Annotated in this window: 22 protein-coding genes; 10 read left to right on the top strand and 12 right to left on the bottom strand. The window is 38.8% G+C overall.

All coding sequences use genetic code 11. The annotated features are described in order from the left end of the window. Window positions 1–117: 117 nt before the first annotated feature. The gene (locus tag HJP15_RS20125) at window positions 118–1743 is read right to left on the bottom strand and encodes a methyl-accepting chemotaxis protein (protein ID WP_170174477.1); all 1626 of its coding nucleotides are present in this window, start codon (window positions 1741–1743) and stop codon (window positions 118–120) included. Window positions 1744–2178: 435 nt separating this feature from the next. On the opposite strand from HJP15_RS20125, the gene HJP15_RS20120 reads away from it, so the two are divergent. Further along, entirely contained in the window at window positions 2179–3015 is an 837-nt protein-coding gene (locus HJP15_RS20120; protein ID WP_170174476.1) for a type 2 periplasmic-binding domain-containing protein, read from the top strand. Between the two features lie 11 nt (window positions 3016–3026). Continuing rightward, window positions 3027–3497 (top strand): DM13 domain-containing protein, encoded by a 471-nt coding sequence (locus HJP15_RS20115; RefSeq protein WP_170174475.1) that lies wholly within the window; start codon window positions 3027–3029, stop codon window positions 3495–3497. Between the two features lie 11 nt (window positions 3498–3508). Here HJP15_RS20115 and HJP15_RS20110 read toward each other — a convergent pair whose 3' ends face one another. The 3 genes from HJP15_RS20110 to ahpC form a co-directional block, all read right to left on the bottom strand. Beyond that, the gene (locus HJP15_RS20110) at window positions 3509–3913 is read right to left on the bottom strand and encodes a GFA family protein (RefSeq protein ID WP_054453980.1); all 405 of its coding nucleotides are present in this window, start codon (window positions 3911–3913) and stop codon (window positions 3509–3511) included. A gap of 129 nt (window positions 3914–4042) precedes the next feature. Beyond that, entirely contained in the window at window positions 4043–5614 is a 1572-nt protein-coding gene (gene ahpF, locus HJP15_RS20105) for an alkyl hydroperoxide reductase subunit F (protein WP_170174474.1), read from the bottom strand. A 109-nt stretch (window positions 5615–5723) separates the two neighbouring features. Further along, a complete protein-coding gene (gene ahpC, locus HJP15_RS20100) occupies window positions 5724–6293 on the bottom strand; it encodes an alkyl hydroperoxide reductase subunit C (protein WP_054205032.1) in 570 nt (189 codons plus the stop codon). Between the two features lie 251 nt (window positions 6294–6544). Between ahpC and HJP15_RS20095 the strand changes: the two genes are divergently transcribed. From HJP15_RS20095 to HJP15_RS20070, 6 genes are all read left to right on the top strand, one after another. Beyond that, complete coding sequence (locus HJP15_RS20095; RefSeq protein ID WP_054205033.1) at window positions 6545–6964, top strand: DUF3429 domain-containing protein; 420 nt, start codon at window positions 6545–6547, stop codon at window positions 6962–6964. 56 nt (window positions 6965–7020) lie between these two features. Then, window positions 7021–7371, top strand: a complete 351-nt coding sequence (locus HJP15_RS20090) for a hypothetical protein (RefSeq protein WP_054205034.1) — start codon at window positions 7021–7023, stop codon at window positions 7369–7371. A gap of 77 nt (window positions 7372–7448) precedes the next feature. Next, window positions 7449–8297 carry a GGDEF domain-containing protein gene (locus HJP15_RS20085; RefSeq protein WP_054205035.1) on the top strand — a complete coding sequence of 283 codons (849 nt, stop codon included), beginning with the start codon at window positions 7449–7451 and terminating at the stop codon, window positions 8295–8297. 304 nt (window positions 8298–8601) lie between these two features. After that, window positions 8602–9411, top strand: coding sequence for a class I SAM-dependent methyltransferase (locus HJP15_RS20080; RefSeq protein ID WP_170174473.1), 810 nt, complete (start codon window positions 8602–8604; stop codon window positions 9409–9411). After that, window positions 9408–10403, top strand: a complete 996-nt coding sequence (locus HJP15_RS20075; protein ID WP_170174472.1) for a Gfo/Idh/MocA family protein — start codon at window positions 9408–9410, stop codon at window positions 10401–10403. Before HJP15_RS20080 ends, HJP15_RS20075 begins: the two co-directional genes overlap by 4 nt. 197 nt (window positions 10404–10600) lie before the next feature. Beyond that, complete coding sequence (locus tag HJP15_RS20070; protein WP_054205070.1) at window positions 10601–11479, top strand: EamA family transporter; 879 nt, start codon at window positions 10601–10603, stop codon at window positions 11477–11479. Between the two features lie 515 nt (window positions 11480–11994). Here HJP15_RS20070 and HJP15_RS20065 read toward each other — a convergent pair. Together HJP15_RS20065 and HJP15_RS20060 are read right to left on the bottom strand one after the other, a co-directional pair. Then, window positions 11995–12861 carry a sensor domain-containing diguanylate cyclase gene (locus tag HJP15_RS20065; RefSeq protein ID WP_170174471.1) on the bottom strand — a complete coding sequence of 289 codons (867 nt, stop codon included), beginning with the start codon at window positions 12859–12861 and terminating at the stop codon, window positions 11995–11997. Window positions 12862–13166: 305 nt separating this feature from the next. Continuing rightward, the gene (locus tag HJP15_RS20060) at window positions 13167–15413 is read right to left on the bottom strand and encodes a DUF5916 domain-containing protein (RefSeq protein WP_249365900.1); all 2247 of its coding nucleotides are present in this window, start codon (window positions 15411–15413) and stop codon (window positions 13167–13169) included. A 155-nt stretch (window positions 15414–15568) separates the two neighbouring features. Here HJP15_RS20060 and HJP15_RS20055 point away from each other — a divergent pair, with 155 nt between their 5' ends. Next, window positions 15569–17620 carry a winged helix-turn-helix domain-containing protein gene (locus tag HJP15_RS20055; protein ID WP_170174470.1) on the top strand — a complete coding sequence of 684 codons (2052 nt, stop codon included), beginning with the start codon at window positions 15569–15571 and terminating at the stop codon, window positions 17618–17620. Window positions 17621–17642: 22 nt separating this feature from the next. On the opposite strand, the gene HJP15_RS20050 is transcribed toward HJP15_RS20055, so the two are convergent. The 5 genes from HJP15_RS20050 to HJP15_RS20030 form a co-directional block, all read right to left on the bottom strand. Beyond that, window positions 17643–18947 (bottom strand): ABC1 kinase family protein, encoded by a 1305-nt coding sequence (locus HJP15_RS20050; protein WP_170174469.1) that lies wholly within the window; start codon window positions 18945–18947, stop codon window positions 17643–17645. A 101-nt stretch (window positions 18948–19048) separates the two neighbouring features. Further along, entirely contained in the window at window positions 19049–19468 is a 420-nt protein-coding gene (locus HJP15_RS20045) for a hypothetical protein (RefSeq protein WP_054453966.1), read from the bottom strand. Window positions 19469–19483: 15 nt separating this feature from the next. Further along, window positions 19484–20554 (bottom strand): lipocalin-like domain-containing protein, encoded by a 1071-nt coding sequence (locus HJP15_RS20040; RefSeq protein WP_170174468.1) that lies wholly within the window; start codon window positions 20552–20554, stop codon window positions 19484–19486. Between the two features lie 3 nt (window positions 20555–20557). Further along, window positions 20558–22957 carry an FtsX-like permease family protein gene (locus HJP15_RS20035; RefSeq protein ID WP_170174467.1) on the bottom strand — a complete coding sequence of 800 codons (2400 nt, stop codon included), beginning with the start codon at window positions 22955–22957 and terminating at the stop codon, window positions 20558–20560. Next, window positions 22941–23594, bottom strand: coding sequence for an ATP-binding cassette domain-containing protein (locus tag HJP15_RS20030; protein WP_170174466.1), 654 nt, complete (start codon window positions 23592–23594; stop codon window positions 22941–22943). The genes HJP15_RS20035 and HJP15_RS20030 overlap by 17 nt, the downstream gene beginning before the upstream one ends. A 520-nt stretch (window positions 23595–24114) precedes the next feature. Between HJP15_RS20030 and HJP15_RS20025 the strand changes: the two genes are divergently transcribed. Then, window positions 24115–25068 (top strand): hypothetical protein, encoded by a 954-nt coding sequence (locus tag HJP15_RS20025; RefSeq protein WP_170174465.1) that lies wholly within the window; start codon window positions 24115–24117, stop codon window positions 25066–25068. Here the strand turns inward: HJP15_RS20025 and yidD are convergent. Then, entirely contained in the window at window positions 25056–25466 is a 411-nt protein-coding gene (yidD, locus tag HJP15_RS20020) for a membrane protein insertion efficiency factor YidD (protein ID WP_170174464.1), read from the bottom strand. The genes HJP15_RS20025 and yidD overlap by 13 nt on opposite strands. Window positions 25467–25688 lie beyond the last annotated feature (222 nt).

The raw sequence follows: 25688 nt of genomic DNA, 5'->3' as shown, positions 1-25688 counted from the left end.
ATCCGGGGAATATTATCAATTAAGTGACGTTCTAAGTAGTTTTAGTACCAAATACACAACCGTGTACTTGGTACTCTATCGAGGTAATATTAGATTTTATGTTTAAGTTTAGGTCTACTATATTTTAAATTCATTTACTTGCTGCTGTAACGTCGCTGCCAATATTGCTAACTCCTGAGATGCTTGCGCATTTTGCTGTGAACTTTCACTAACAGACAAAATACTTGCGCTGAACTCATTAATATTACTACTTAGCTCATGCGCAACCATTTTTTGCTCTTCTGTCGCTGTTGACACTTGGGTATTCATATCTGCAATTTGAGTGACCTCTTGATTTATCTCACTTAATACTTGAGACGAATACTGTGCATGGTCAACACTTTCTTGGGCACTGCTTTCAGCATTTCCCATCGACGCAGCGGCTTGTTGCGCCATTTCCTGTAATTTAGTGATCATTTCATTGATACTTGCTGTTGCCTTTTGGGTGTTATGGGCAAGCTGCCTTACTTCATCCGCAACAACAGCAAAGCCTCGTCCTGAATCCCCCGCTCGTGCAGCTTCAATTGCTGCGTTAAGGGCTAATAAATTAGTTTGTTCTGCGACGCCTTGAATCATCATAACAACTTGATTAATATCGTTTGTTTGCGTATTTAATTCATTTATAAGTTGAGTATTATCATTGACTAAATGTGACAACGTTTTTATTGATTCTATGTTATCTGCAACTGCTTGTTGTCCTTGTTGTGCTTTAGTGTCTGCGTTTGTAGCTTTATCAGATGTTGCAAGTGCATTTTGAGCCACCTGCTCAATCGCACTACTCATTTGCGTGATCGCGGTTGCTATCATCGCTGATTGTTGCTCTTGCTCTGTTGCTGTCGTCGCTACTTGATCGCTAATCGAGTTCATTTGTTCAGCAGCAGACGATAATGTCATTGTTGCGCCCGAAACGTCCGTTACTAACGTATGAATTCTTGCCACCATGTTATTAAAATGTGTTGCGGTTTCAGCAATTTCATCTTCACCCTGAACATTAGCTCGTAATCTCAGATCTGCATCATTTGCAATTTCAGATATTGTGTTACGTAATGACATAAGTGGATTATGAATTGATCGGTATATAAAATAGGCAATCGTCAATAAAATCAATACAAGTAATACAACTGACACTTCCATTATTAAGCTCGTCACTTCATAGCTGTCATTTGCTTGCTCTTTGAAGCTATTGGCCTCGTGTAATTGTAATTCTATTAAGGCTTGATAACTTGTACTCAAAGGGTCAAATACATTATAGAGATCACTCACAAATTGTTGCTGAGACACAGATTGGAATTCTTCGTTTGTAATACTATCGAGTAGGTTTTTCAGGTGTGCTTGAACAGGCAAAAGTTTGTTTTCTACGACACTCACTAAGCGCCGCTCTTCATCCGTTAAGTTAGTACTAAGATATGCTTGCCATTCGCTATCTGCAGTATTTTTTGCATCGTTCACTGCACTCAAAAAGTCAGGCTTTGGAATATTTCCTGCTCTATACTTATGAAATAAGTCAACAATATTCACAGCATAATTATCTGACACATTCTTTATTTGCTTAAGTGGAACAACCCTGTCTTCGTATAAATCATCTATTCCTACAACTAAGCTTCCCATTGTATTTATAGAAAATACAGCCGTTAAAATAAATATCAGTACTGGCAGTATTGCCAGTACTCCTAATCGGGTTCGTACTGAGTAATTATTAAGCATAGCGTTCCAAATTTACTTCTATTATTAGAAAAGTATAATACTAATTTTAAAACACACTGGTTTTTTTGCTAATTAAATTATAATAAATTCATCATAAGGGCGTGTTGACCTTTCGTGATTGATTTTGCAGCAGACTGTTTGGTATTTAGACAAGGCAGCGCCTATGGTGTGTGGTTGCTCCCCATAAATAGGCAATAACGCAGTATAAATGCCAAACATGCGCTGCCCAAAGGGTTCTTCCTAGGGGCGATTGACTCTTTGTTGCTCGGTTTTTACTTATTCTCACATGGATGTGAGCCAGTAGAATAACGCAGGAGCAGTTATCGAGCCCGCTAGGTTACAAACCTCGCGCCGCGATTAAATCCCCCCTAGATTGAACAAATTTCAATCCACAAAGGTCAACACGCCCTAAACCTACGAATATTTTGCTATAGTATGTTAACTATTATTGACTTACGACTGACTATGGCTTTCTCATCTTTATTACGCTATACGCTTTATTTATTGTTATTGCTCCCTTTCGCCGCGCAAGCTAATAATGCAGTTGTTAATCTTCATTTAGCCCGACCGAGTATTGTAGAATCACCCACAAATCAATACATTCATGCTTTACTAACACAAAGCTTTGCTAAGGTAGGCAAAGAAGTTAACTTTATTTACTCAATTAAGCCCATGAATAAAAAAAGGATCACTGGAGAGCTTTATAAGCCCGGTGGAATTAATTTAGCCTGGTTATCTATAGAGCCTAGCGCACACAATGATCTACTTCACACATCCTCCCCCTTGTATAAAGGGATACATGGCAAACGCCTATTGATGATCAATAAAAACCAGCAGGCAATCTTCAAAAGGATTTCGTCGCTTAATCAATTAAAGCCGCTCGTAGGGTTACAAAAACAAAGCTGGTCCGACTATAAAGTACTCAAACGAAGTGGCTTAACCGTCAATGGTGAACTAAGTTATAAAAGCATGATAAAAGCATTAGACACAAACCTTGGTGATTATTTCCCTCGCTCTGTGTCCGCAATTGAAGCCGAACTTGCAAAACAAAAACATGTAGATTTAATGATTGAACCAACAATTATGTTGCAATACCCCAGTCATTATTACTTTTATACACACAATAGAAATAAAGATTTATTAATATTACTTGAATCAGGCTTAACTCAGTTACAACAAAGTGGTGAGTTTGAGTTGCTTTATCAACGCTTTTTTGGCGAAAAGGAAAAACGCTTAAATTTATCATCAAGGAAAGTATTTAACTTAGAATAAAAGGCTTAGTTATGGTTACTACTTTGATACGTACGCTTTCCTATCTCGTTGTTTTTATATTAGGTTTTTGTTCTGGTATGTATGCTCTACCCATTATCACTGCGCCGACCTCTCCTAGTAAACTGGAACTAGCAACACATGCTCAAAAGGCAATTTATAGCGGTGAATTTAAAGAAGACCTAGAAGGATCTGATGCATTGCACTTTGGTACGGGCGAAGTTCATTTAACTAAGCGGATGATTTCGTTTGCGGGCAAATTAAGTCCCGGACCTGACTATCAGCTTTACCTCGCTAATAAATTTATTGATAATGAAACTGAATTTTTAGCACACAAGGGAAGCTTCACACGGGTAGGCAGCGTCAAAACATTTGATGGTTTTATGGTCAAAGTGCCACAAGGCATTAATATTGCTGACTTTAATACCGTTATTATTTGGTGCGAAAGCTTCAATGAATTTATTACAGCTACGCAATATCAATAAGCTGCTAAAAATTAGCGGCTTGGTTCAAAGCCGTCGTAGTGAGGTAATTGTGCATCAAACTCCTCCCAATTAGCTTTAGAACTACAAAAATTGTGGCTAATAGGTCGCTGTGTTATGTCACTATCGAGAATACCTAAGCGTAGTCTTAGACGCGTTATATCGGCTAAGTTTTCACTGTAAACAGGTGAGCCACATTTACTACAAAAATACCGATTTCGACCCGGTTTAAACTCAAACATGCTCAGAGAGTCTTGCCCTTTAGTAATGGTAAAATCGCTTCGCGCTACAAACCCATTAGTTGCATATGCTGTTCCGCTTGATTTTCGACACAAAGAGCAATGACAATGAATAATGCTGCTGATAGGGCCATCGATTTTAATCGCTATTTTTTTACACAAGCAACTTCCTTTGTACATTTACTTTCCCCTATATTTTTTAAAAAATATAACATAAGTAATTATTTTAATGTACAAAAAAAGCCGCCTTTGGAGAGGGCGGCTTTGGAAAATAGCAGTCATGGGTGGAAACTGCTAAATCAAGAGCTTTTATGCCACAGCAGCGTCGTTATCACTGTGGCGAATTAAATAATCAAACGCGCCAAGACTCGCGGTTGCACCGCTGCCCATCGCGATGATTATTTGTTTAAAAGGTGTCGTGGTTACATCACCGGCACCAAACACACCGGGTAAAGATGTTGATCCCTTTGCGTCGATTTCTATCTCACCAAATCGTGTTAACGACACATCACTGTTTTTAAGCCACTCTGTATTTGGTATAAGCCCTATTTGCACAAAAATACCAGCAAGACTTATCATTTTGCTCTCACCCGATTCGCGATCAGTGTAGCTAAGCCCCGTTACACGCTTGCCGTCACCTAGCACCGCAGTAGTTTGTGCATTTTTTATAATCGTAATATTCTTTAAACTATTCGCTTTTCGTATGAGTACTTCATCAGCACGTAATGTGTTAGCAAATTCTAAAACTGTGACATGTTCTACGATATTCGCTAAATCAATTGCCGCTTCAATACCTGAGTTACCACCACCGATCACCGCAACCGATTTACCTTTAAAAAGCGGTCCATCACAGTGCGGGCAATAAGCAACGCCATGTCCACGATATTGGCTCTCCCCAGGCACATTCATTTCGCGCCAACGCGCACCTGTTGCAAGTACTAAGGATTTAGCACTTAACACTGCGCCGTTTGCCAAAGTGATGTCATAGCCATTGTTATAACTTAGCCCTACAGCACGTTGATTATTCATTACATCCACATTATATTCTTTAACGTGTTCTTCAAGTTGGGCAACAAGTTTGGGGCCTTCTGTTGCTTTGATCGATATAAAATTCTCGATACTTAATGTATCCGCCACTTGACCACCAAAACGTTCAGCAACAATACCGGTATTCAAGCCTTTGCGCGCGGCATAGATGGCTGCAGATGCACCTGCAGGGCCACCACCGACCACTAATACATCAAATTGCTCTTTTTCGTTCAGCGATTGAGCTTGACGAACGCCTGCCTTACTATCAACTTTATTTAAAATCGTACTAAGCGTCATTGCCCCTTGACTAAATAGTTGTCCATTTAAGTACACTGCGGGCACGGCGAGGATATTTCGTTGCTCCACTTCGTCTTGAAATAACGCACCGTCTACCATAGTGGCGGTGATCAGAGGATTAAGAGCTGCCATTAAATTAAGTGCTTGCACGACTTGCGGGCATGTCTGGCAACTCAATGAAATATATACTTCAAAATTCAGTGGTTCACTCAACGAACTTATCTGCGCACGCTGCTCATCAGAGACCTTACTGGGATGGCCGCCACTGTGAAGTAAAGCCAGCACTAAACTTGTAAACTCATGCCCCATAGGTACACCCGCAAAGGTTATTTGGGTTTCTTTTATGGGTGAGTACACCGTCATTGAAGGACGACGTACATCGTTATCTGGGTTGTTTCGTACTAAAAATTGATTACTTAATGATGCGATGTCATTCGCTAGGTTTTCTAATTCTGTTGACTTTTTGCTGTCATCCAAAGCGATAAGCAGCTCAACAGGATCTGTTATAGATTCAAAGTGGCTTTTTAATTGATTTTTTATGTTTGTGTCTAACATGACTTAGCCTTCGTTTTCAGCAAAAGGGTGCCCATCATCACGCTAATGTGCTTAATAAAGTTGTGATGATGGGCGTTTTGGAACACATTAATTATGTGCAACCATATATTTAGATTTTGCCAACTAAATCAAGAGACGGCGCAAGAGTCTCTTCACCTGGCTGCCATGATGCAGGACAAACTTCGCCATCATGTGTTGCAATATATTGCGCTGCTTGTACTTTGCGTACGAGTTCTTTTGCACTGCGGCCAATGCCTAAATCATGAGTTTCGATGATTTTTATTTCACCTTCAGGGTTCATTACAAACGTACCACGTAACGCCAAACCTTCTTCTTCAATCATCACACCAAAACTGCGTGTAATACGCCCTGTTGGATCGCCAATCATTGGATAAGTGATTTTGCCGATAGTGTCTGACGTATCGTGCCACGCTTTGTGCGTAAAATGTGTATCTGTAGAAACAGAGTAAACTTCAACACCCATTTCTTGTAATTGTGCGTAATGATCTGCTACATCGCCTAATTCTGTTGGGCATACAAATGTAAAATCGGCCGGGTAAAAGAAGAAAATTGACCATTTACCTAATACATCTTTCTCGCTTAGTTCAACAAAATCACCATTGTGATAAGCCGTAGCGTTGAATGGTTGTAGTTTTGTATTAATCAATGAAGTGCTCATAGTATTCCTCATGGGTATTTAAATAAAAAATAACAACACACTGTGTGTTGGCTTGAGACATACAATAGAGCGTTTGCTTAAATTAATAAAATTGATTGTTTGGATTGATGTAATCGAATATACAGATTGAACTTCCTGCTTATAACGATCGTATACGGGATATGGGCATGCTTTTAAGTTAGCGTTTTTCAATTTCTAAATGGTACAATGGTGTGTTAAATTTGTATTAATAACTCCGTGTAAGGTAAGCCATGAACAAATTTGTTAATCATATTCAGTTAGGTTATTTAGGCCTCGTGCCATTTTTAGGCTGTGTTGGATGGCCTTTACTCGTTGGTAGTAACCAATTTAACATGCAATTTTTTACCTTTTATAGTATTGCAATATTAGCGTTTATGGCGGGGAATTTATGGCATGCAGGAAATCAACGTTACAGCGATGCTTTAAAAGCCGTGATACCCGTTATACCACTTGGGTTTTTAGCTTTCGTACCACAAACAGTCACTTTAATATGGTTAGCTGTTAGTTTTTGGCTAGTGTTCTTTTTTGAGAAGTCGAACCCACAATGGCAAACCTACCATGCAGATTATCAAAAAATGCGTTTTGTGTTAACTTCTGTAGTTTTTGTCTGTCACACTTTTGTGATCGGAATAAGTTTATATCCTAACTAGCTCGCCCTTTAAAGCGGTTTCATGTACCATCCGCGCACTGCTTTTTAGGATAACTTATGATAGATAAACTTCGTCAACAGCTTGATCAACTCGGTGAAAACTACGTTGAAAAAAATGCCAATTTCAAAATTAAAGTAATCCCTTTCTTTTGTGCCATACACATAAAAAAAGACCATAAGAGTGAAGGCCGACTATCATTTTATTCTAATCAATGGCTTGAAATTGCTTTAGTGGTAATGTTTTTACTGTTTGGTTTGATGATTTTTGATACAGAATCCGGTTTTACAGACGGGCCAATCCAGATTGCGTTTGCTGTATTAATCACTTTTAACTTGATCATAAAACAAATTGCTATTGAAGGCTTAAAAACCCGACTCGCTTTATGCCCTATTAGAGAAAAACCATAACATTCGCTAAAGAGGCTTCGCGAAACAGACATTTTAGTACTATATATAAGGTATAAAAATAACTTTGTTGGCTTTAAATGAAGCATACCAATTGGCTTATCTGTATTTGGGTTGTGGTGTTCATTTGCACATATTTTTTACTTTCTCATGAGCAATCACAATTCGACACGATTGAAGAGTTATTCTGGGCGGGTATCTCTGTTTCACTCACGTTGCAAGTTTATTCCTCTTTAGGTAATAGGGTCTTAATAGGCGCATGGATTTTATATTGCTCAGGACTAATATTTGATTTACTAGATGACTTGTTAGATGCGCAGATGTTTCCTTTTCTGATCTTTGATACTACGTTCAAGCATGTTGGTTTCCTATTAACGTGTGCAGGATTGTTTTCGTTAATCACAGAAAAACGCGCAACAATAAAAAAGCTCAATATTGAAATTCAAACCCGTCAAACTTTGCAAGAACAACTGGAATTTGAAGCAAGTCACGACAAACTTACCGCCTTGGGTAACCGACGCGCCTGCTTTGCACGCTTTGATGAACTTAAAGAACACTTTCATCTCATCTATTACTTTGATTTAGATAACTTTAAGTTTGCTAATGATAATTATGGTCATCAATGTGGTGATGAAATTTTAGTTGATTTTGCACAACGCCTTAGTAAGCACTTTACTAAACAAAATTGCTTTCGCCTAGGTGGCGACGAGTTTATCGCTTTTTGTGATGATGAAAATCCTAACATAGATGAACTAAGAATATACTTAACGGCTTTTATGCAACAATATAAAGTTGGTGTGAGTATTGGTTTTGCAGAGCTAAATAACGACGATAACCCCGATCATCTTCTGCATATAGCAGATCAAAATATGTATCGAGATAAAACCAGTAAATCAATGCGTCAGCGCTGTCGAGAAAACGACAGCTAACTTTGTTATATACCAAGCCACCTCAAGATGCAGAATTCAGCGTTTCACAGAGGCTTAATATCAAGGCGTTACTTTGTAGGAATGGCCGCCCCTTTTAAGAAGGAACAACGATGAGAGTAAGTCGCTGTGAAAAGCCCAACGGGTTGGTTTAAAAGCGATTTATACTGCGTTATTGATTTTAACAATAGAACCACTATTACTTGTAATCAATGCCTTGCCTAAATCGCTTTTAATTCCAACGACGCTCGCATCTTGAGGTGGTTTGGGTATACTGGCGCAATCTTGTGTTAAAAAACCATAATTCATGTATTTAAACCCTAACTGGCGTATTCTCACTGTAGGTGATGGTGACCTTTCTTTTTCACATGCGTTATATCGTGCAATTAAACCTAAGAAACTCATTGCCTCAACTTATGATGATGAGCATACAATTAAAACCAAATACACTGACAATGCATTCAGTGACCTTACTGATAATAAAGTAACCGTATTAACTCATTTTGATGTAACGAATAAAGATACATGGCGTCGTTTGAATAATGACACGTTTGACGTCATTATTTTTCAATTTCCGCTGATCCCAGCATTTGCAGGAAAAACTGCTTTTGTTGAAAATACTCAAAAAAATAGCCTAAACACATTAAACCGTGCGTTGTTACACCAATTTATTAAATACGCTTGCGAACTTGCTCTGGATAAATCAGGGCCGATGCTTTGCTATATTACCTCTAAAGATGTGAAGCCCTACTTACATTGGAATATTGAGGGCAGCTTAGTTGCTGGGCTAGATGCGAGTTACTTAGGTAAAATACCTTTTGATATTTCCAAATTCCCTGGCTATAAAATTCGCAATGTTGATAGAGATAAACACGTTAAAGATACCAGTGGTATCACTTATATTTTTAGCCCAAAAAGCAATGCAGATCTTAAGTCAATACTGACCTACCCTGACTACTTAACAGATAATCACTGTGATCTATGTCGAGCGGGCCCTTTTCATGGCAACGAAGATCACCAAAAACATATCAATGCAAAAAAACATCAGCAAATGCTAGCTTTAGAACATGAATGGAAAAACTGGTTAACTCATTTTAATAACAAGGAAGAGCTATGAACTTTGTCATCGTCGGAACCAATTTTATCAGCGATACGCTACTGAGAGCGGCACAAACCCTACCTGAATTTAACTTATATGGCGTATGCTCAAGAGCAACAAGCAGCGGTGAAGCATTTTTAATAAAGCATAACCACCATAATGCAAAAGTGTTTACCACTATAGAGCAGGTTTGTAATGATGAAAATGTCGATGTAGTTTATATAGCTGCGCCAAATAGCCTGCATAAACCCTATGCCATTAGCTGCTTAGAATCGCAGAAGCACGTACTTGGCGAAAAACCTTCTGCGGCGAATAGTCATGAGTTAAAAGATATTATTTGCGCCGCAAAAAAACACAACCGCCTCTATATGGAAGCAATGATGACGACGCATCTGCCTAATTTTGAAATCATTAAAAATGCTTTACACAAAATTGGCACCCCTCGTAAATACATTGGTCAATACAGTCAATATTCGTCTCGTTACGATAGGTATAAAAGTGGTGAACGCCCAAATACATTTTTACCTGAATTCGCCAACGGCGCGCTTGTCGATTTAGGTATTTATCCGCTGTATATTTTAATTGCACTGTGGGGCGCACCCAAGAGTGTACAGGCTAGTGGGGTATTACTGGAGACTGGTGTTGATGGCGCTGGCGATCTATTACTCAATTACGATGATAGACAAGCGGTGATCAGTTATTCAAAGATCTCCCAAGGAGATAACTTTACCGAAATTCAAGGTGAAAAAGGCAGGCTACGCATTGAAGCCGTGTCGCAGCTTAAACGCGTTCAGTTTATAGCGAATGACGGTACTGTTGAGGAACTATCAAAACCATTTGATACACACTTTATGCGCTATGAAGTTGCCCACTTTATTAAAACGGTTAATTCGCAGTTGTGTGAGTCACCAATTAATACGCATCAATTATCGCTCGATGTCATGACCGTGCTCGATAATGCACGTAAGCAATTAGGTGTGAGCTACCCAAATGATAAATCAAAAGTGTAATCTAATCGGTTATCTTTTAAAGAGTTTATTGTTTGCTAGCGGTTTAAATTAACGCCGGGGCTAGCAGTACTGTGCCCCTTTCCTAGCCTCATTAATTACCGCCAAAACGGTCACCATTTTTAATCGCAAAACCTTACTACCACTAGTAAAAAAAAGGTAAAATGACTAAAACATTACTCTTTGGTTTAAGGATTGCAATGCCGCGTACAATCTCCCCTTTTTTTCTCGCTATTATTTGTGTATTACTGGCAATGGTCACTTTGCAATCTGGTATTTCTATTGCTAAAAACCTTTTTCCTATTATTGGCCCAGAAGGCACTACAGCCCTGCGCCTCGGTTTTTCTGCCATCATTTTATGCTTAGTGTTTAAACCATGGAAAGCATTTCCTCGTCTAGGTCAACGCCTTCCTATTGTTATTTATGGTTTAAGTTTAGGCGGGATGAACATACTATTTTTTCATGCTATTGAGCGTATTCCGCTTGGAATTGGTGTCGCATTGGAATTTACAGGGCCTTTAGCTGTCGCGCTATTATCATCGAGACGAAAACGCGACCTGTTTTGGGTTGGCTGTGCTATTGCCGGGATTTTTATGCTTCTTCCTGATATGACCGGTGAAGAAAGCCTTGATCCTATAGGTGTTTTACTCGCTCTTGGTGCAGGAGCATGTTGGGCGGGTTATATTTTATTTGGTAAAAAAACAGGTAATCAAGGCTCTGGAGGCATGACAGTAGCACTTGGGATGAGTGTAGCCGCCATTGTATTAGTCCCCTATGGTGCAATATCACAAGGTGCTGCATTACTCACCTGGGAAGTGATACCGTTAGGTTTGTTAGTCGCAGTGATGTCGAGCGCCTTGCCTTATACGCTTGAGATGGTGGCATTACGTAACATGCCTGCACAGGGTTTTAGTATTATGATGAGTTTAGAGCCTGCAATTGCTGCAATGGCAGGGTTTATGATTTTAAGTGAGCTCTTAAGCATTTGGCAATGGTTAGCTATTTTACTTGTCATTATTGCATCTGTGGGTAGCTCATTATCCGTTAAGCAAGAACCTGCACCTAAAGAGCAAGTATGATTGGCTAATCTGATACTATAATTCGTACTAATAGCACGATAATCTCTCTGGAACAGGCACATACGACCAATTACATACAAGGATGTTAAAATGTTGAACTGGTTAAAAAACACATTATCCAAGAGTATCTGGCACACATTAGCTATGATAATCATAATGCTTGTTGCTGGCCCTGAAATCATGATTAGTATGGAGTTAATGGCTATAGTTGAAGTGTTAGGCGCTTCAACATTCGTTGCAATGTATTTTAGCGGGTTAAAATTATTTATTTGTAATTGTTGGAATAGGTTTAAGACATTTGAATCCCATTCTTTTTTCTTTATCCCGTCATTCAGGCTCTGTTGAACTTTGCGGATTAAAATTTGTTAAACCGCGAGGCGATTTGATCACGGAGCAAGGTTTGGCATCGAGTGGGCTAAGTAAAAACCGAGCAAAGTGTGTGCGTCCTGCTCACGACCCTTACCTAAATACCAGACAGGCTGTCTGCAAATTTAACCTTAAAAGGTCAACAGACCCTAATAAACAATACGGTTTCCCCCTGCATTTTTAGCTCGATACATCGCCTGATCCGCATATTGAATTAGCTGCATATCGCTCGTTCCATTCTCAGGGTAGCTTGCAATGCCAATACTACTTGATAGATCTAAAATTAAGCTTTCAATTTTAAATGGGTGCTTACATTGCACACAGATTTTTTCAGCAATATTATAAATATACTCCCGTTCACTTATACCATTGAGTAACACTACAAATTCGTCACCGCCTAGGCGTCCAACGGTGTCATAGCTTCTAACACAACTCAATAATCGCTGCGAAATACTTTGTAATAACTTATCGCCAATGAGATGGCCATGGGTATCATTAACATCCTTAAAACCGTCTATATCAATAAATAACAACGATAACTCTACTGCGCTGCGATCGGCCTTTGTTAAGGCATGTTGGATACGATCAAGTAATAACATTCTATTTGGCAGCCCTGTAAGTTGGTCGTGCCCGACCATATATTGAAGCTGCTTTTCAAACTCTTTACGCTCAGTAATATCATGCGCAACTGCAATTCTAACTTGGTGTAGCTCAGACCATCTAACAGACCACAGTATATGTAATACTTGCCCATCTTTACGCACCCAGCGATTTTCAAATCGTGGTCTTGACTCCCCCGATAATAAAACTTCAACCGTGTCGTGGGTGATATCATGATCATCTTTATAAACAAAATCAATCATTGGCTTACCTATCACTTCACTTGGAAGGTAACCAAAGATATTTTCAAATGCAGCACTGACAAAAACAAAATGACCTTTTTTATCAACAACACAGACTGCATCTAGCATCAACTCGAGTACATCTGTTAGACAAAATAATTCATTATTTTTCATTCAGCCATTTTTCCTGTTTAGAATTCGTAGTTTGGTCTACCGTAATCCATGTAGTAAGCAATGCGAAGCTAAGCTTATTTATAGTTTATTATAGAGTAAATTACATATCTTAAACGTACTTTTACTGTTTAACCTCATAATAAGAATCGAATTATAAAATAATGATATGTTGCCCTATATACCCAAGCCACCTCAATATGCAGAATTCAGCGTTGCATAGCAACTTAATATCAAGGCATTACTTTGCACCCTTTAAGAAGTAGCAACGATGAGATAAAGTGCCTGTGAAACGCCCAAACGGTTGGTTAAAATAAATAACGCACTTTAAAGGTAAGCTGGTCTTGATCGCGTTCTTGCCATAACGTATTTAAGTTACGTAACCATTTATGGGAGCCTACATCATCATCGAAGCTCGCACCACCTCGGTTGTATACTAAATAAATATCAGAATACGCACCTAACTTATAACGTAGCTTTATTTGACTTGTAAAGCGTTGATCAGTAAAGCTATTGTCTATACCTACTTGTTTATTTAGCTGGTTTTGTGAAATATCGTATACTGAATCTGTTTTAGCATCTAAAATAACCCATTGGAAAATAACGCTTAATTCCAAATTATCGGTAATTAAACCGGCTGCATTCAAATAGCTAACATAAAATTTACGGTCAAACTGCGTAACTTGATCTGGGTCGGTACCAATCACTAACCCATCACCAATTCGGTAAAATTGGTTGAATTTAACGCTCCAGTTATGATGCGGCATCCATGTCATATCAACGGCGTATTGCTGCGCTAGTCCATCAATACCTTCTTCGTCTAACTGAAAGCTGGCAGCCCAACTAAACTCCCCAGTATAAGAACTACCATAAAAGAGTCGGCTACTAAGTGTGCTGTTACTTTGATAAAGCCCTACACCACGACCAATTAAATCATCCCACCCTGATGTAAAGTACTTAAGTGATGCACTGGCCGTTGCACCATTATCTAAAATAAATGATGCTGTATAAGCTTGTAATGCAGGGAGCTTTAAACCGTTATCGGTACTTTGATAACTGGTATCAATGCTGTGTTTCACTTGGTTTATAAAACCGTCAGAGTAATTAACCGCATGATTATAATTAAGTTCAGTTACTCGCCAGTTATTACGCTGTTTATAACCTAAATCATTATTTTCAAATTGATCATCAAGGCGTAAATAGTCACCTGCAAGGCTTACATTTGGATTAAACTGGTATTTAACATTAGCGCTTAAGCCATAACCTTGTTGATCAATTTCTTGAGTACCATAATCAACTTTACCTTGTTGAATATCTGAAAATAACAGCGCACTTTGTAAAGACCACGTTTCACTTTGATATTGGCTGTCAAATGCCGCTGTTTTTGCTTCACGTGCTAACCAAGGTCGCTCTGTTTGTGTCACTAGCAGCCCTGATTGCCAGTTATCTTGGCGAAAACGTGCTCGACCCACATAAAATTCTTTGCCTGCATCTGATTCTAAATCGTCTTCATGTACCGCAAAACCTGCAAATTGCCAATGCTCACCTTGGTGGACAAAACGCCCGGCAGCATCAATCGGTGTTATCTGCTCTGTCCCATCATCACTACCCGCACCAATACGTCGCGTATGAATAAGCCGCGTATTTTGCTCTGCTGTTACATTTAGCACACCAATATCTTGAGTGAAAAACGCTCGTTTATCTGTCGTTAGAGTTTCAACTGTGGAATAGTTAACTACCAACTCATCGCTATCTACTTGACCAAAATCAGGGTTAACCGCCACACTCAATTTTTGATGATGATCGGGTTTGTAAATTAAATCAAAGCCGATATCGACATTATTGTCGTCAGCAATAAAGTTTTGCTCAGACGTTATGTAAGGCACAAATGACCACTGCTGAGAAGTAGGGATCTGGGCCAGTACTTTCGGCATATTTAAATAAAAATCACTCTTACCCGTAGTCTGCTGTTGCGACCCATAGATATGATTTTTCGCTAATTCATATAATTGTAAAGACACCCCCACGCTCGCCAAATCTTGTTCATCACGGTTTGGCCTAAATGAAACCGTTTGCCAAGGTATAAATATTTCATTCGTCCAGTAATCAGGGTACTCATAAAAAGCTGACTGCCATACGCCATCCCAATCGAAGTCAGTGGTTAATTGCGGTGTTAATACAGCATCTTGAATGCCTCCACCTAATGTGGCCGAAAACTGATAGGCGCCACTGCCATCCCCTGAAAAATCTATCACAAAACGGTTAAAATCAGCTTGCATAAAGCCATCTTGTAGGTTGTATTGCTTTTTACGGTCGCCTTCTTTTTGAAAGTTTTTAAAACCAATATAAATGCCCTCTTCAGTGGTAAATACGAGTCCCTGTACTTTGTTTTGAGTTACTTCCAGTGTGGCGGGGACTACTTTAAAGAAGTCATGATAAGCCGTCGCGTTATGCCATTGAACCTCGTTCAACTGACCATCTATTTTTATATCTTCTGCGATCACAAACTGGCTCACCAACAAGGCGGCCGACACACTTACTAACGTTTTCATCATTGCATTTACTTTGTGTAATTATTTTCTTTATAAGAACAAAAATACGTGCATAAAAATCTGATTTTTTACTGAATAAAGATGACTAGTCCCTTATCTTTATTGACTTTTATCTGAATAGCGGTATGTTTAGGTAGATTCAAACTGGTAACAAAAAAATGCAGTCAATAGATATAAATAACAACCAAGATCCAACAGCCGAGAAAGTAACTATCTATTATTTTGATGACTTTGCTTTTGACGCACAGCACGATGAACTTAAAAATATTGCAAGCAATCTTGTACAGAAACTAGAGCCTCAAGTTGCGCATTTATTGCGGTTGTTTTTAGCCAGCCCAGATCAAGTGATCTCAAAAGAGCTGATCCAACAAAGCTTATGGCCTAACACGGTGGTTGAGCAAAACAGTTTGTATCAAATATTAACTAAATTACGCCGTGTCTTAAATGATTCAACCAAGTCACCTAAGTGTATTAAAACTGTGCCTAAAAAAGGCTATCGGTTTATTGCCAATGTAAGCACTGAGCTGCCAAAACCACTTGCAGATATAATTCCAACAACTAAAAATGAAAAATCTTTAAACCAACCCCCAACTCGATGGATGTGGTTACTCCCTGTAATAATTGTGTGTTTTAGTGCCTATGCATTTTTTAATAGCGATGAACCCGAAATAAAAGTCCCACTTTATCATCTCGAAGATGTCAGTTACGCATTAGGGTTAGAGTTTGATGTAGACGCTCACCCACATGCAGATTTGCTCGCCTACATTAAAGATATAAAAACACTCACGATTAGTAATAAGCAAGGTTCTGTGTTATTTCAGCAGCCAAGCACCTATCGTGCTGCAAAGCCTAGTTGGCAAAAAGAAGGAAAATTGCTGGCCTATTGGCAATACCGAGAAGATCAATGCGATTTAAAAATAATCACCCCGCAAGGTGCTATCGCACACAATGGCCCAGCCATCTCGTGTGAATTAGCACAAAAACCTGTTTGGAAAAACAGTAAAGAGCTTATTTTAACCATTAAACAACACGGTACTTTAGTCCCGTATTTATATAGATTAACTAATAATGCTCTTATTCCTTTGCCTTTAAAGTTACCTCAAAACAGCATCTATAAAGGCGCTTTAAATGCATGGAATGACAAAACATATTATTTATTAAATCATAAAGACCACACTAGCAGTTTGATTGAGCTAAGCGGTCGTACTGTACTCAACTGGGATTTTCCAATTTGGCTAGCAACGTTTGATCCACAGCAACAAACAATTGTCAGTAACGATGTCAGTCAGCGTCACGGCTTAATAGCAACACGACTAGATAAAACACACTACCCGATATTTAGCACCGCGCAGGGCCTATTTAGCAGTATCTCAATTGATCATGCTGGTGATATGTATACTGCCATTGAGAGCTGGCAGGTAAATATTCGTGATAAAGACAATTTACCTATTTTTTCAACATCAAGCATTGACTACTTACCCGTAAGTAACGCTTTAGGCGAAACTGCATTTATGTCGCGACGCAGCGGTATTTGTGAAGTCTATTTACACAGTGAAAATAACGTCACGCGCTTATCGCAACATAAAGGCTATGAGTATGTGCAATTTTTAGAATGGCGACCTGATCTATCCATGCTAGTTTCAAACCGTGATATGGATATTGCTCTGTACGATCGCCAAGGTATGGTACAACAATTTACCAGCGCACTTGATCAGTCAATTAAAAATTTAGGATGGTATAACGCGGACACACTCTATGCATTTGATGGTAAAACGGTGCATTTATATAATCTGCAAGGTCGCTTACTTTCATCTATTAGTCTTGACGCACAACTTGCTTACTATAATGTTTATAATTCAAGCTGGCTCATCCTTAAAAATAATCAGTTGTTCAATTTAACTGAGCTGACTAATAACATGTTCTTTGGTAATAAATTGACTGATAAACAGCTCGCAAACAGCGTTACTTTAACCAATAAACAAGTTAATCAATTTCATAATATACGCATAAAGAACAATAACTTGTATTGGCAATCATCATGGTCAAAACACGATCATATTTGGCAATTGAATTTAGCCACTCAACAGATAACTAAAGTGGCCAAAGGCAATTTGATTTGGCATTTTGATATAAACGCCAATGAGGAGCTCACTATTGCTAAAATGGAAGCGCTAGAGGGCGATATTAAACGCTTAACCACCGTTAATTAACTGATCTTGCAGTTAAAAGGACTTAGCGATACACCTGAAATAACTGCTTTACATTTACTTTAGCCTGTAACTTAGCGGCAATTAAATACAACCCAGCTAATTTTCGGTGTATAAAGAGCGCATCAACCGGCGGGGTATGCCACTGCTGTGCATCTGTACTCATTGCCATACCTGCATTTTTCAAACGCATTGCAAGATCACTACTGCCAAAATCATATGCCTGCTCACTTCGTAGTGGCTCACACGCTAACATAAACAAATCAAGTACGTTGTTTTTATAGCTATCAACAATGTCATCTTGAAAATAACCAATAGCCACTGCAGCACTAAAAGCACTCTGGCGATCATTATTACTGGCGGCACTTAAAAGCGCACGATACCCATCGCTGAGCTTATCAGGTACTTTTCGAGTTGCCCCAAAATCAAGTAGCACGATGCGCTCTGAGGCTATTTGATACTGAAAATTAGCGAAGTTAGGATCTGTTTGCATCAGTTTAAAATCAAACAACTCATGGAAAAATAGCGAAATAAAATCACTCGCAATATGGTCGCGTTGAGCTTGAGTCAAACTGTCTAACGCCTCAATCGGCTGTGCCTCAACATACTCCATTGCTAAAATTTGTTTTGTACTGTACTGCTCATATAAAGCAGGCACAATATAGCGTGGTTCGTTCGCTAATAACGAGCCAAAACGTTGCAAATAACTGCCTTCTAGTTGGTAATCCGCCTCAGCGAGTAGCTGCTTTTTGGCTTCTGCCACTAAGGGTTTAATATCAAGGTCTTTAGGCAGTAAACGCGATAGAGTAAGCAAGGTCATCACATTATCAACATCACTTTGTACGCTTTGTGCAATTCCTGGGTATTGAATTTTTACAGCCAGCTTATTTCCTTGCTCAGTAACCGCATGATGAACTTGACCAATTGACGCTGCTGCAAACGGCCGTAATTCAATGTGAGAAAGGGTATCAATCCAATTATCGCCCCACTGCGTTTTTAAAACGCCAATCAGCTGCTTATGCGGCATAGGGTTAGCATCGGCTCTGAGCATCGCCAATAATTTCGCTAATTCAGGGCTCAGTAAATCACCGGCATCCATTGATAATAGTTGCCCCAACTTCATTGCAGCACCACGTAAATGTGCCAGCTGTTTAGCTAAATGCTCAATGTTCTTAGGTTGAAGCAACAAGTTTTTATTATTCCATGACTCGCCTTTGAGCGCGCCCTTTGCACCGGACACCAGCATATTACCAGCCACTTTTCCTGCCATTGAACCTAGTTTTGCAAACCGTGAAAATCGTGATGTGGGAATTGCACGCTCTTTAGTCATTATAAGTCCTAAAATTTTGTAGTCCTACGTTATTAATACACAAGCTTATGCTGTCGAAACACATTTAAAATTCCGAAAAACTAAAGCTCAACGACTTAAGATCACGTTGATGTAGAAGGTAAAACATCTTTGTTTTTACTGGATAAATAAAATACCCACACAAAAAATATCATAAAAATTAAATCATTGAGCCCATAGATACTATAAAAAACACCAGCTAGAATATCCTCTGAGTAAACGGCCTTTACGCTGTTTTCACTATGCCACAGAATCCAAATAACAACATAAATCAGCTTTTCGACAGCAAAAACAGCCGAAATCCACTTCGCGCTTGAATTACTCAAACCAATGCAAAGATACGCAAGCCCCCACATTACAATCATGAGAAGCCCAAAATTAGACATCACTACGGGATCCGCACTATTAATTGCCGTATTTGTAAAACCACGTGAAAATACCACAACACTGAAATTCATCAGTGCTGCTAATATAAATCCCCTTTTAATTAATGTATTCTCCATATTTTCCTCTTTCGTTTAATAACCAGTGAGTTCGGCATAGCCTTTGCCATTAAAGCCGCCAGTCGCTTTAACTCGTCCTTCCCAATATTCTATTGATAATTGGTTTCGAGAGTCCTTTGTAATGCTTTCAATAATGATGGCTTCGCTATTATCTAATTGGACTTGCCATTTACTTGGGTAATCTCGATTACCCAAACTCACAGTATTAATCACTGTCAATGTAATATCTTGTTGAGGAATTTGAGTTACCTTGCCATTGGCCGAAATTTTACTCCCACTGCAATAATCATAACCTTGATCATCACCACGAATGCAAAACAGCATTAAGCCTTTTTTGTCACCTGATTGACTGTCAACAAGGCTAAACCAATCCCAGCCGCGCTGTTGTTTATCTAGTAAACTGGCAGACCATTCTCTGTCATACCATGCATTTCCCGTGACGCTGTAATGATTGCCCGCAAAAGTTAGCTTGCCAGTTACATTCAAAAATGGGTAACTATAATAATACGATGCATGACCACTTTGCGTTTTTTGGCTGTAACCATTATCACCATGCAAAGTAAGTGGGCTTTGCGCTAATGTCAGTTCAACAGCATAACCCTCTTGCTCAGCTGATAAAGTTAAAGGCAAAAATGTGTTCTCATTACTTTTTAACTGCCAGTTATCAATTGAAGCATTAAAGGGCGAGCTTGTTACACTCGCCTGACCTACTCGAGCAAAACGTTCAAAAGCAATATGCTCTTGCTTGTTCTGCATAGCAAAATGAGCAAAATAAAGGTTATTATCCCACCACTGTGAATTAATCTTGCTTGGCATTAACGTACGAAATAATGTCCATTGCACACCAAATGTTTCATTGTTTGCTGTTTTTAAATTAGCAGTGAGATACCACCACTCAATGCCCTGCTTGTTATGAATACCGTGGTCCTGAGGAAAACTAAGGATTTCACTTGGTTTAACAGGTTCCCCTATCGACACTTGTAATGCAGAGCCCATCTCTGTTTTCTTACTTTTTTGCTGTTCAGCTGGTTGGCATGCACATAAAATACATAAAACAAATACACTGAATAGTCTATTTTTTAGCATGCCTTAGTGCTCCTGCGATTCTTGTTTTATTATTCGTCGAATAGGTAAGTAAGCACATACAACTGATACGCCTACAAGCGTTAAACAGGTCAATAATAAATGCATAAAATCAACGCTAAAATGAATCGTCCACCCAAAGGCTATCGGCATGACAAATGCCAGTAAAGCATACCCAAGAGCAAACCCTAAGGGGATCGCAAATAGAGTTGTAACAAGCACGACCCCACTAGTTTGCAGAAGTTTCATACCAAGTAACTGGTATTTTGTAACGCCCAAATGCCGTAAAATAGTAAGCTGTTTTAACTGATTAGTGCTTAAACTTAATAAGCTGGTACATAAGCTCAATAATGCAATCGCTAAAATAAAACTATTGAGTGCCTTAGTGACAACAAACGTGTCTTCAAATAATGTTTTGGCATAGCGCTTAAACTGCTTGTTGTCTAAAATCTGTGTACTATCTTGGTTAAAATCTTCAATTAAACGTTCACTAAACGCCGCAACGGTGGTGCCGACTTTTAACCGAATTGAATAGCCAAAATAGTCACTGTTTAACGCCGTACTCTTGTGTCTTTTCTCTTGCGTTAACAAAGAAATAGCAGGATTACCATAATCATAGAAAAAGCCCGTTATGCGACAGGTAAAACGTGTAGCGTTTTGCTTAAATACAACCTTATTACCCAACGAAAAACCAAACTTAATTTTACTTTGCTCATTGGCTAAACAGCCCTCATTACTAAAGTCATCCTCAGTTACGAGCTTTGCTGAGGTAAGTGAAATATGCTGATAGTGCTGAGAACCTTCACCAAAACTTGCCAACTTAGCAGGAATTTGATCAACGTTGCCCTCACTTTGCATGTAAATACTCAGCAATTTAACGCCTGACTCGCTACTCAACGTGTCCCTTAATGTGCTATCAAGTGATGTTGAACGTAAATAAATGTCTGCGCTGAGTTGTTTTTCAAGATGGGCGTTTAAAGTATTACTAAAGCTTTTTACCATAATTTGCATGCCAATAGCGCTACCGAGTGCGACTAAAATAGCAACAACTGCAATATGTAAATCTTTTAAGTAATAGCGGGTATCACAATGTAGCCACTGAGCTAATGGGTTGCGTATATGAATTGGTAAACATGCAAGAGCAGATAATACTTTGGGAACCATTAATATAAACAAAACAAGAATAGTAAAACACACGAGTAAGGCTTGTAGTTCAGTGCTCGCGTAATTTAATAACCAAATCAACACCACGCACGTACACACTAATAAAGTATAAAAAAGCCGCTCGCCTTTCACTGTTATCTGTTTTGCTTGCGCTAATAATATAACAACCAAGCCTATGATATTTAGTGAAAAACCCAAAATCACATTAAACCACTGCCAATTAATCACTAGTGCTTTATCCAGCTGATACAAGCCAACTAAGGTGCTGTTAATATCAAGCACAAGTGCATTGGCTATAACATATCCACCCGCGGTACCAAGTAAAGCTGTAAATAAACTCAAAGCCATTAGCTCGATCAGTAAGCTAATTTGAATAGCTCGCGTGTTACAGCCTAATAAATGTAACTGCTGGAGTAATTTTCTTCGTGCAGATAACGTCAGCTTTATCGCGTTAAAACTTAAAAAAGCCGCCACAATATAGCCAAGCATCGCCAGGGCCGTTAAATTAAAAAAGAATGCCTGCGATAAAATATCAAACTCTTGTTGTTGCACATCTATAAGCTCAGCGCGCCCTGCAATTAACAACTGTATTTGCGCTTGTTGCTGCTGCGTTAAATTCGATAATTCAATAAAACTAAGCTGCCCTTTGGCATCTAATAAATAATCGGCGTTCGCAAGATCTGTAATTGCCCATAAACCAATATCATCGGCAAAATATATATTTGGTTGGTGGCGCTCATTTTGGAATATAAAAGGGAGACGTTCACCTGTTGTGGTCGTGAGACGATCTTTAAATTGGGAATCAACAAGTAGCGATGATAATGCAAAAGGCCCACCAACCTGCCCGCTGCTAATCTCTGTTTGTTGATATGGTTTGCTGTTTAACCACAATAACGTATCAACACCTTGAATCCCTAATGTGCCTTCACTTGTTGCTATCCTACCTCGTAGTACTGGCTGTGCGGTTGTAATCCCTTTTTGACGAAGCTTAAGCCATATATCCCCGTTAATATATACCTTGCCTGCCAGTGGCTTAATTAGATGTGAAACAGGATTATTAATAAGTGCAGAGGAATTATCATAGCGGTTTTTTGCTTCTTGGTTTAGCCCTGCGATTGCGGTTAATAGTGCACTCCCTAAACTAAAGCCTATAAAAAACAAGGCTATTAACCATGGGTGACGACGATAGAACGCAATATGGGTGGCTAAAATAAGCTTTATTTCGTTATACAAAGTAACCATCTCTTAGTACTTTTACTTCATCAAAGTAGCTCGTTAATTCTTCAGAGTGAGTTACCATAACTAAGTTGATTTTTTTCCTGCGGCATAACTGGGTGAGTAACTTAACAACTTGATGTGAGCGTGTTTGATCTAAGTTGCCAGTGGGTTCATCGGCTAAAATTATTTGCGGTTTGTTAAGCAGCGCTCTTGCAATGCCGACTCGTTGTTGCTCTCCACCAGATAGCTGGTGCACTAAAGAGTCAAGTTTACTATCTAAACCTAACTCATTAACTAAAGTATCAAACCCTTCAACATCTTGATGTGGAAAATTAAGTTTATGCTGAAATAAAATATTTTGCTTCACATTTAAGCACTCAAGAAGTTGATAATGCTGAAATATTAAGCCGATTTTTCGCCTATACAAGGTCAGCTCGTGCTCGTTCATCGATGATAGAAGATGCCCATTAACACTAACGACCCCGCTGTGCGCCTTAATTAAACCCGCTAAGATATGTAATAAGGTTGTTTTACCCGAGCCACTATCCCCAAGTAACGCCAGCTGTTGCGAATTATCAATCGATAAATTAAGGTTATTTATAATACGCTGCTTGTTACTACCATCAGTGCGACTAAAGCACAGATCTTTAATTTCAATCACGATAACTCCTTGTTTATAAATAGCACATTAACGTAATGAGGCTCATAAAACCACCAAAAACCTCAACCTTAATAATCCCTCTTTTTAAACGTTAACCTCAATACGTTATACCAAAAGGTTTAACTCAAGTCCGCTTTGCCTTTTGAAAAGGGCTTTATTAGCAAGTAATCAACACCTGTTCAGACCAGTTAACTAAGTTAATGAAACCATTCATGTTACGTAAATATAATAGGCATTTCACTGTAAAAACAACCTAGTTAAAACGGCGTATTTTTAAATTAATAACTAGCAATAGTGGAGGGTTTACTGTTATAAATACCATACTTTAATTGCATCAATATACACATATACAATCATAAAGGACTTGGTTTGACGCAGTATTTACTTATACCTAATTAAAATTAGGCAACTTGTTGGACAATACATGATTCTTAATAACCGTTCTAAAAGTGCATATAGCTTACACACACCATTTACTTTTAATCTATTAAGCAAATTTGTATTACTACTGGTATGCTGCATGAGCCTTCCAAGTAAAGCGACAACGTTAATGTCTGGCGAGTTGTCTCGGCATTTAAAAGCAACTAACTATGGCGCTAAAGCGGATAACCGCTGGGCAATGCCCGATGCAAAAGAACAAGAAATATTTTATGCTGTTTTCAAGTCATTTTTTGCACAAAATTATCCACTTGCAAGTGAGTTAGCAAAAGACATCGGCTATCGGGTTATAGAGTTTAAAGATACGAAAACCGATAAAAAATATTACTTACTACAAGAAATAGCACAGCTACCTAGCCCTGACTTCAAAGGCGGCGGTACTTTTGTGTACAATCCAGATGGGCTCAATGCCACCTTGCAGGCACCTCATCCTAAAAGAGATACATTTACTGGCACTCAATCAATCGATGCATTTTTATACACTCAAGCAAAGTTATTAATGCTTGCTGGCACCCGAAGAGACAGCAGCCACACATTAAGTACTTGTACAAATGGTAAATATCAAGCAAGCGATGTGGCGCATCAAACAGATTCTTTCTTTAATATTGCGCACAAGTACATATCTGATTACGATGACAGTTCAGTATTTATTCAATATCACGGCTTTGGTAAAACCACGCTAGCCAAGTTGCAAAATCAATGTAATACCGATAATTCACTGATGCTTAATTTGAGCGAAAGTGTCAGATACGCGACCGCTGAGAATGAACATAGCCTGCTACATGAGCTAAAAAGAAACGTTGAAAAAGAGGGTAAAATTAAAGCCTGTGTTTACGGTAATGACACAAAAAGCTTAGGCGGTACGTGGAATGTACAGGCACGTTATACTAACGGTTCAAGTAATACATGCTCTTCAAGCTCTGTCGCATCTTCAAAGCGTTTTATTCATCTTGAACAAAGTTACTCTGTCAGAAAGTACCACAGGAATGAAATGCAAATTCATTTAAAAGCAGCGCTTGAGGCCTATTTAAAATAACAGCAAATCAAACGCTCATTGTTTAAATTAAAACAATGAGCAATCACAGGCTGAGCTAGGTAAATCACACCCTTTTTTTGGTATGCAGCTCGATGTACCGAGTGTTGGATCGCAGCAATCAACGCTGCATTTATCTTTATCGTTTTTTTAGGTTTATCGTTTTTCTTAGATTTATTTGCTTCATTTTCATGCAGTTGTTGATAAGCGCCTTTACAGTCGGTGAATCGCATTTTGACCAAACGGTAACCACAAAACACGCCATGCTCTTCAATAATGTGTTTAACCGCTTCAGAACATGATACTCCTTGATGAAGAGCGGCATGCGCACACCGAAACCCTTTATAAGGAGAAATTCTTTTTTGATAAAAGCGGATCAATAATAATGCGAGGTATTTCATTTACTGTCCTATAAAAATAATAGCGATTAAAAGCCTGCTAAATGTCCCTTAATACAACCTAACACCATAGCCCACACAACTCACTGACATCAATGATGTTGTGATTCAATGAAACCGGACACAAATTTAGGTGGTATTATTACCACTCAAACAGAGGTGTTCTATGACAAAACAACGTCGCTCTTTTTCTCAAGAGTTTAAACTTGATTCAGCAAAATTAGT

It is taken from the genome of Pseudoalteromonas sp. NEC-BIFX-2020_002, assembly GCF_013002825.1.
GTDB classification, from domain to species: Bacteria; Pseudomonadota; Gammaproteobacteria; order Enterobacterales; family Alteromonadaceae; genus Pseudoalteromonas; species Pseudoalteromonas neustonica.
The sequence above is the reverse complement of the archived record's forward strand: the minus strand, read 5'-3'. Positions and strand labels throughout refer to the sequence as shown.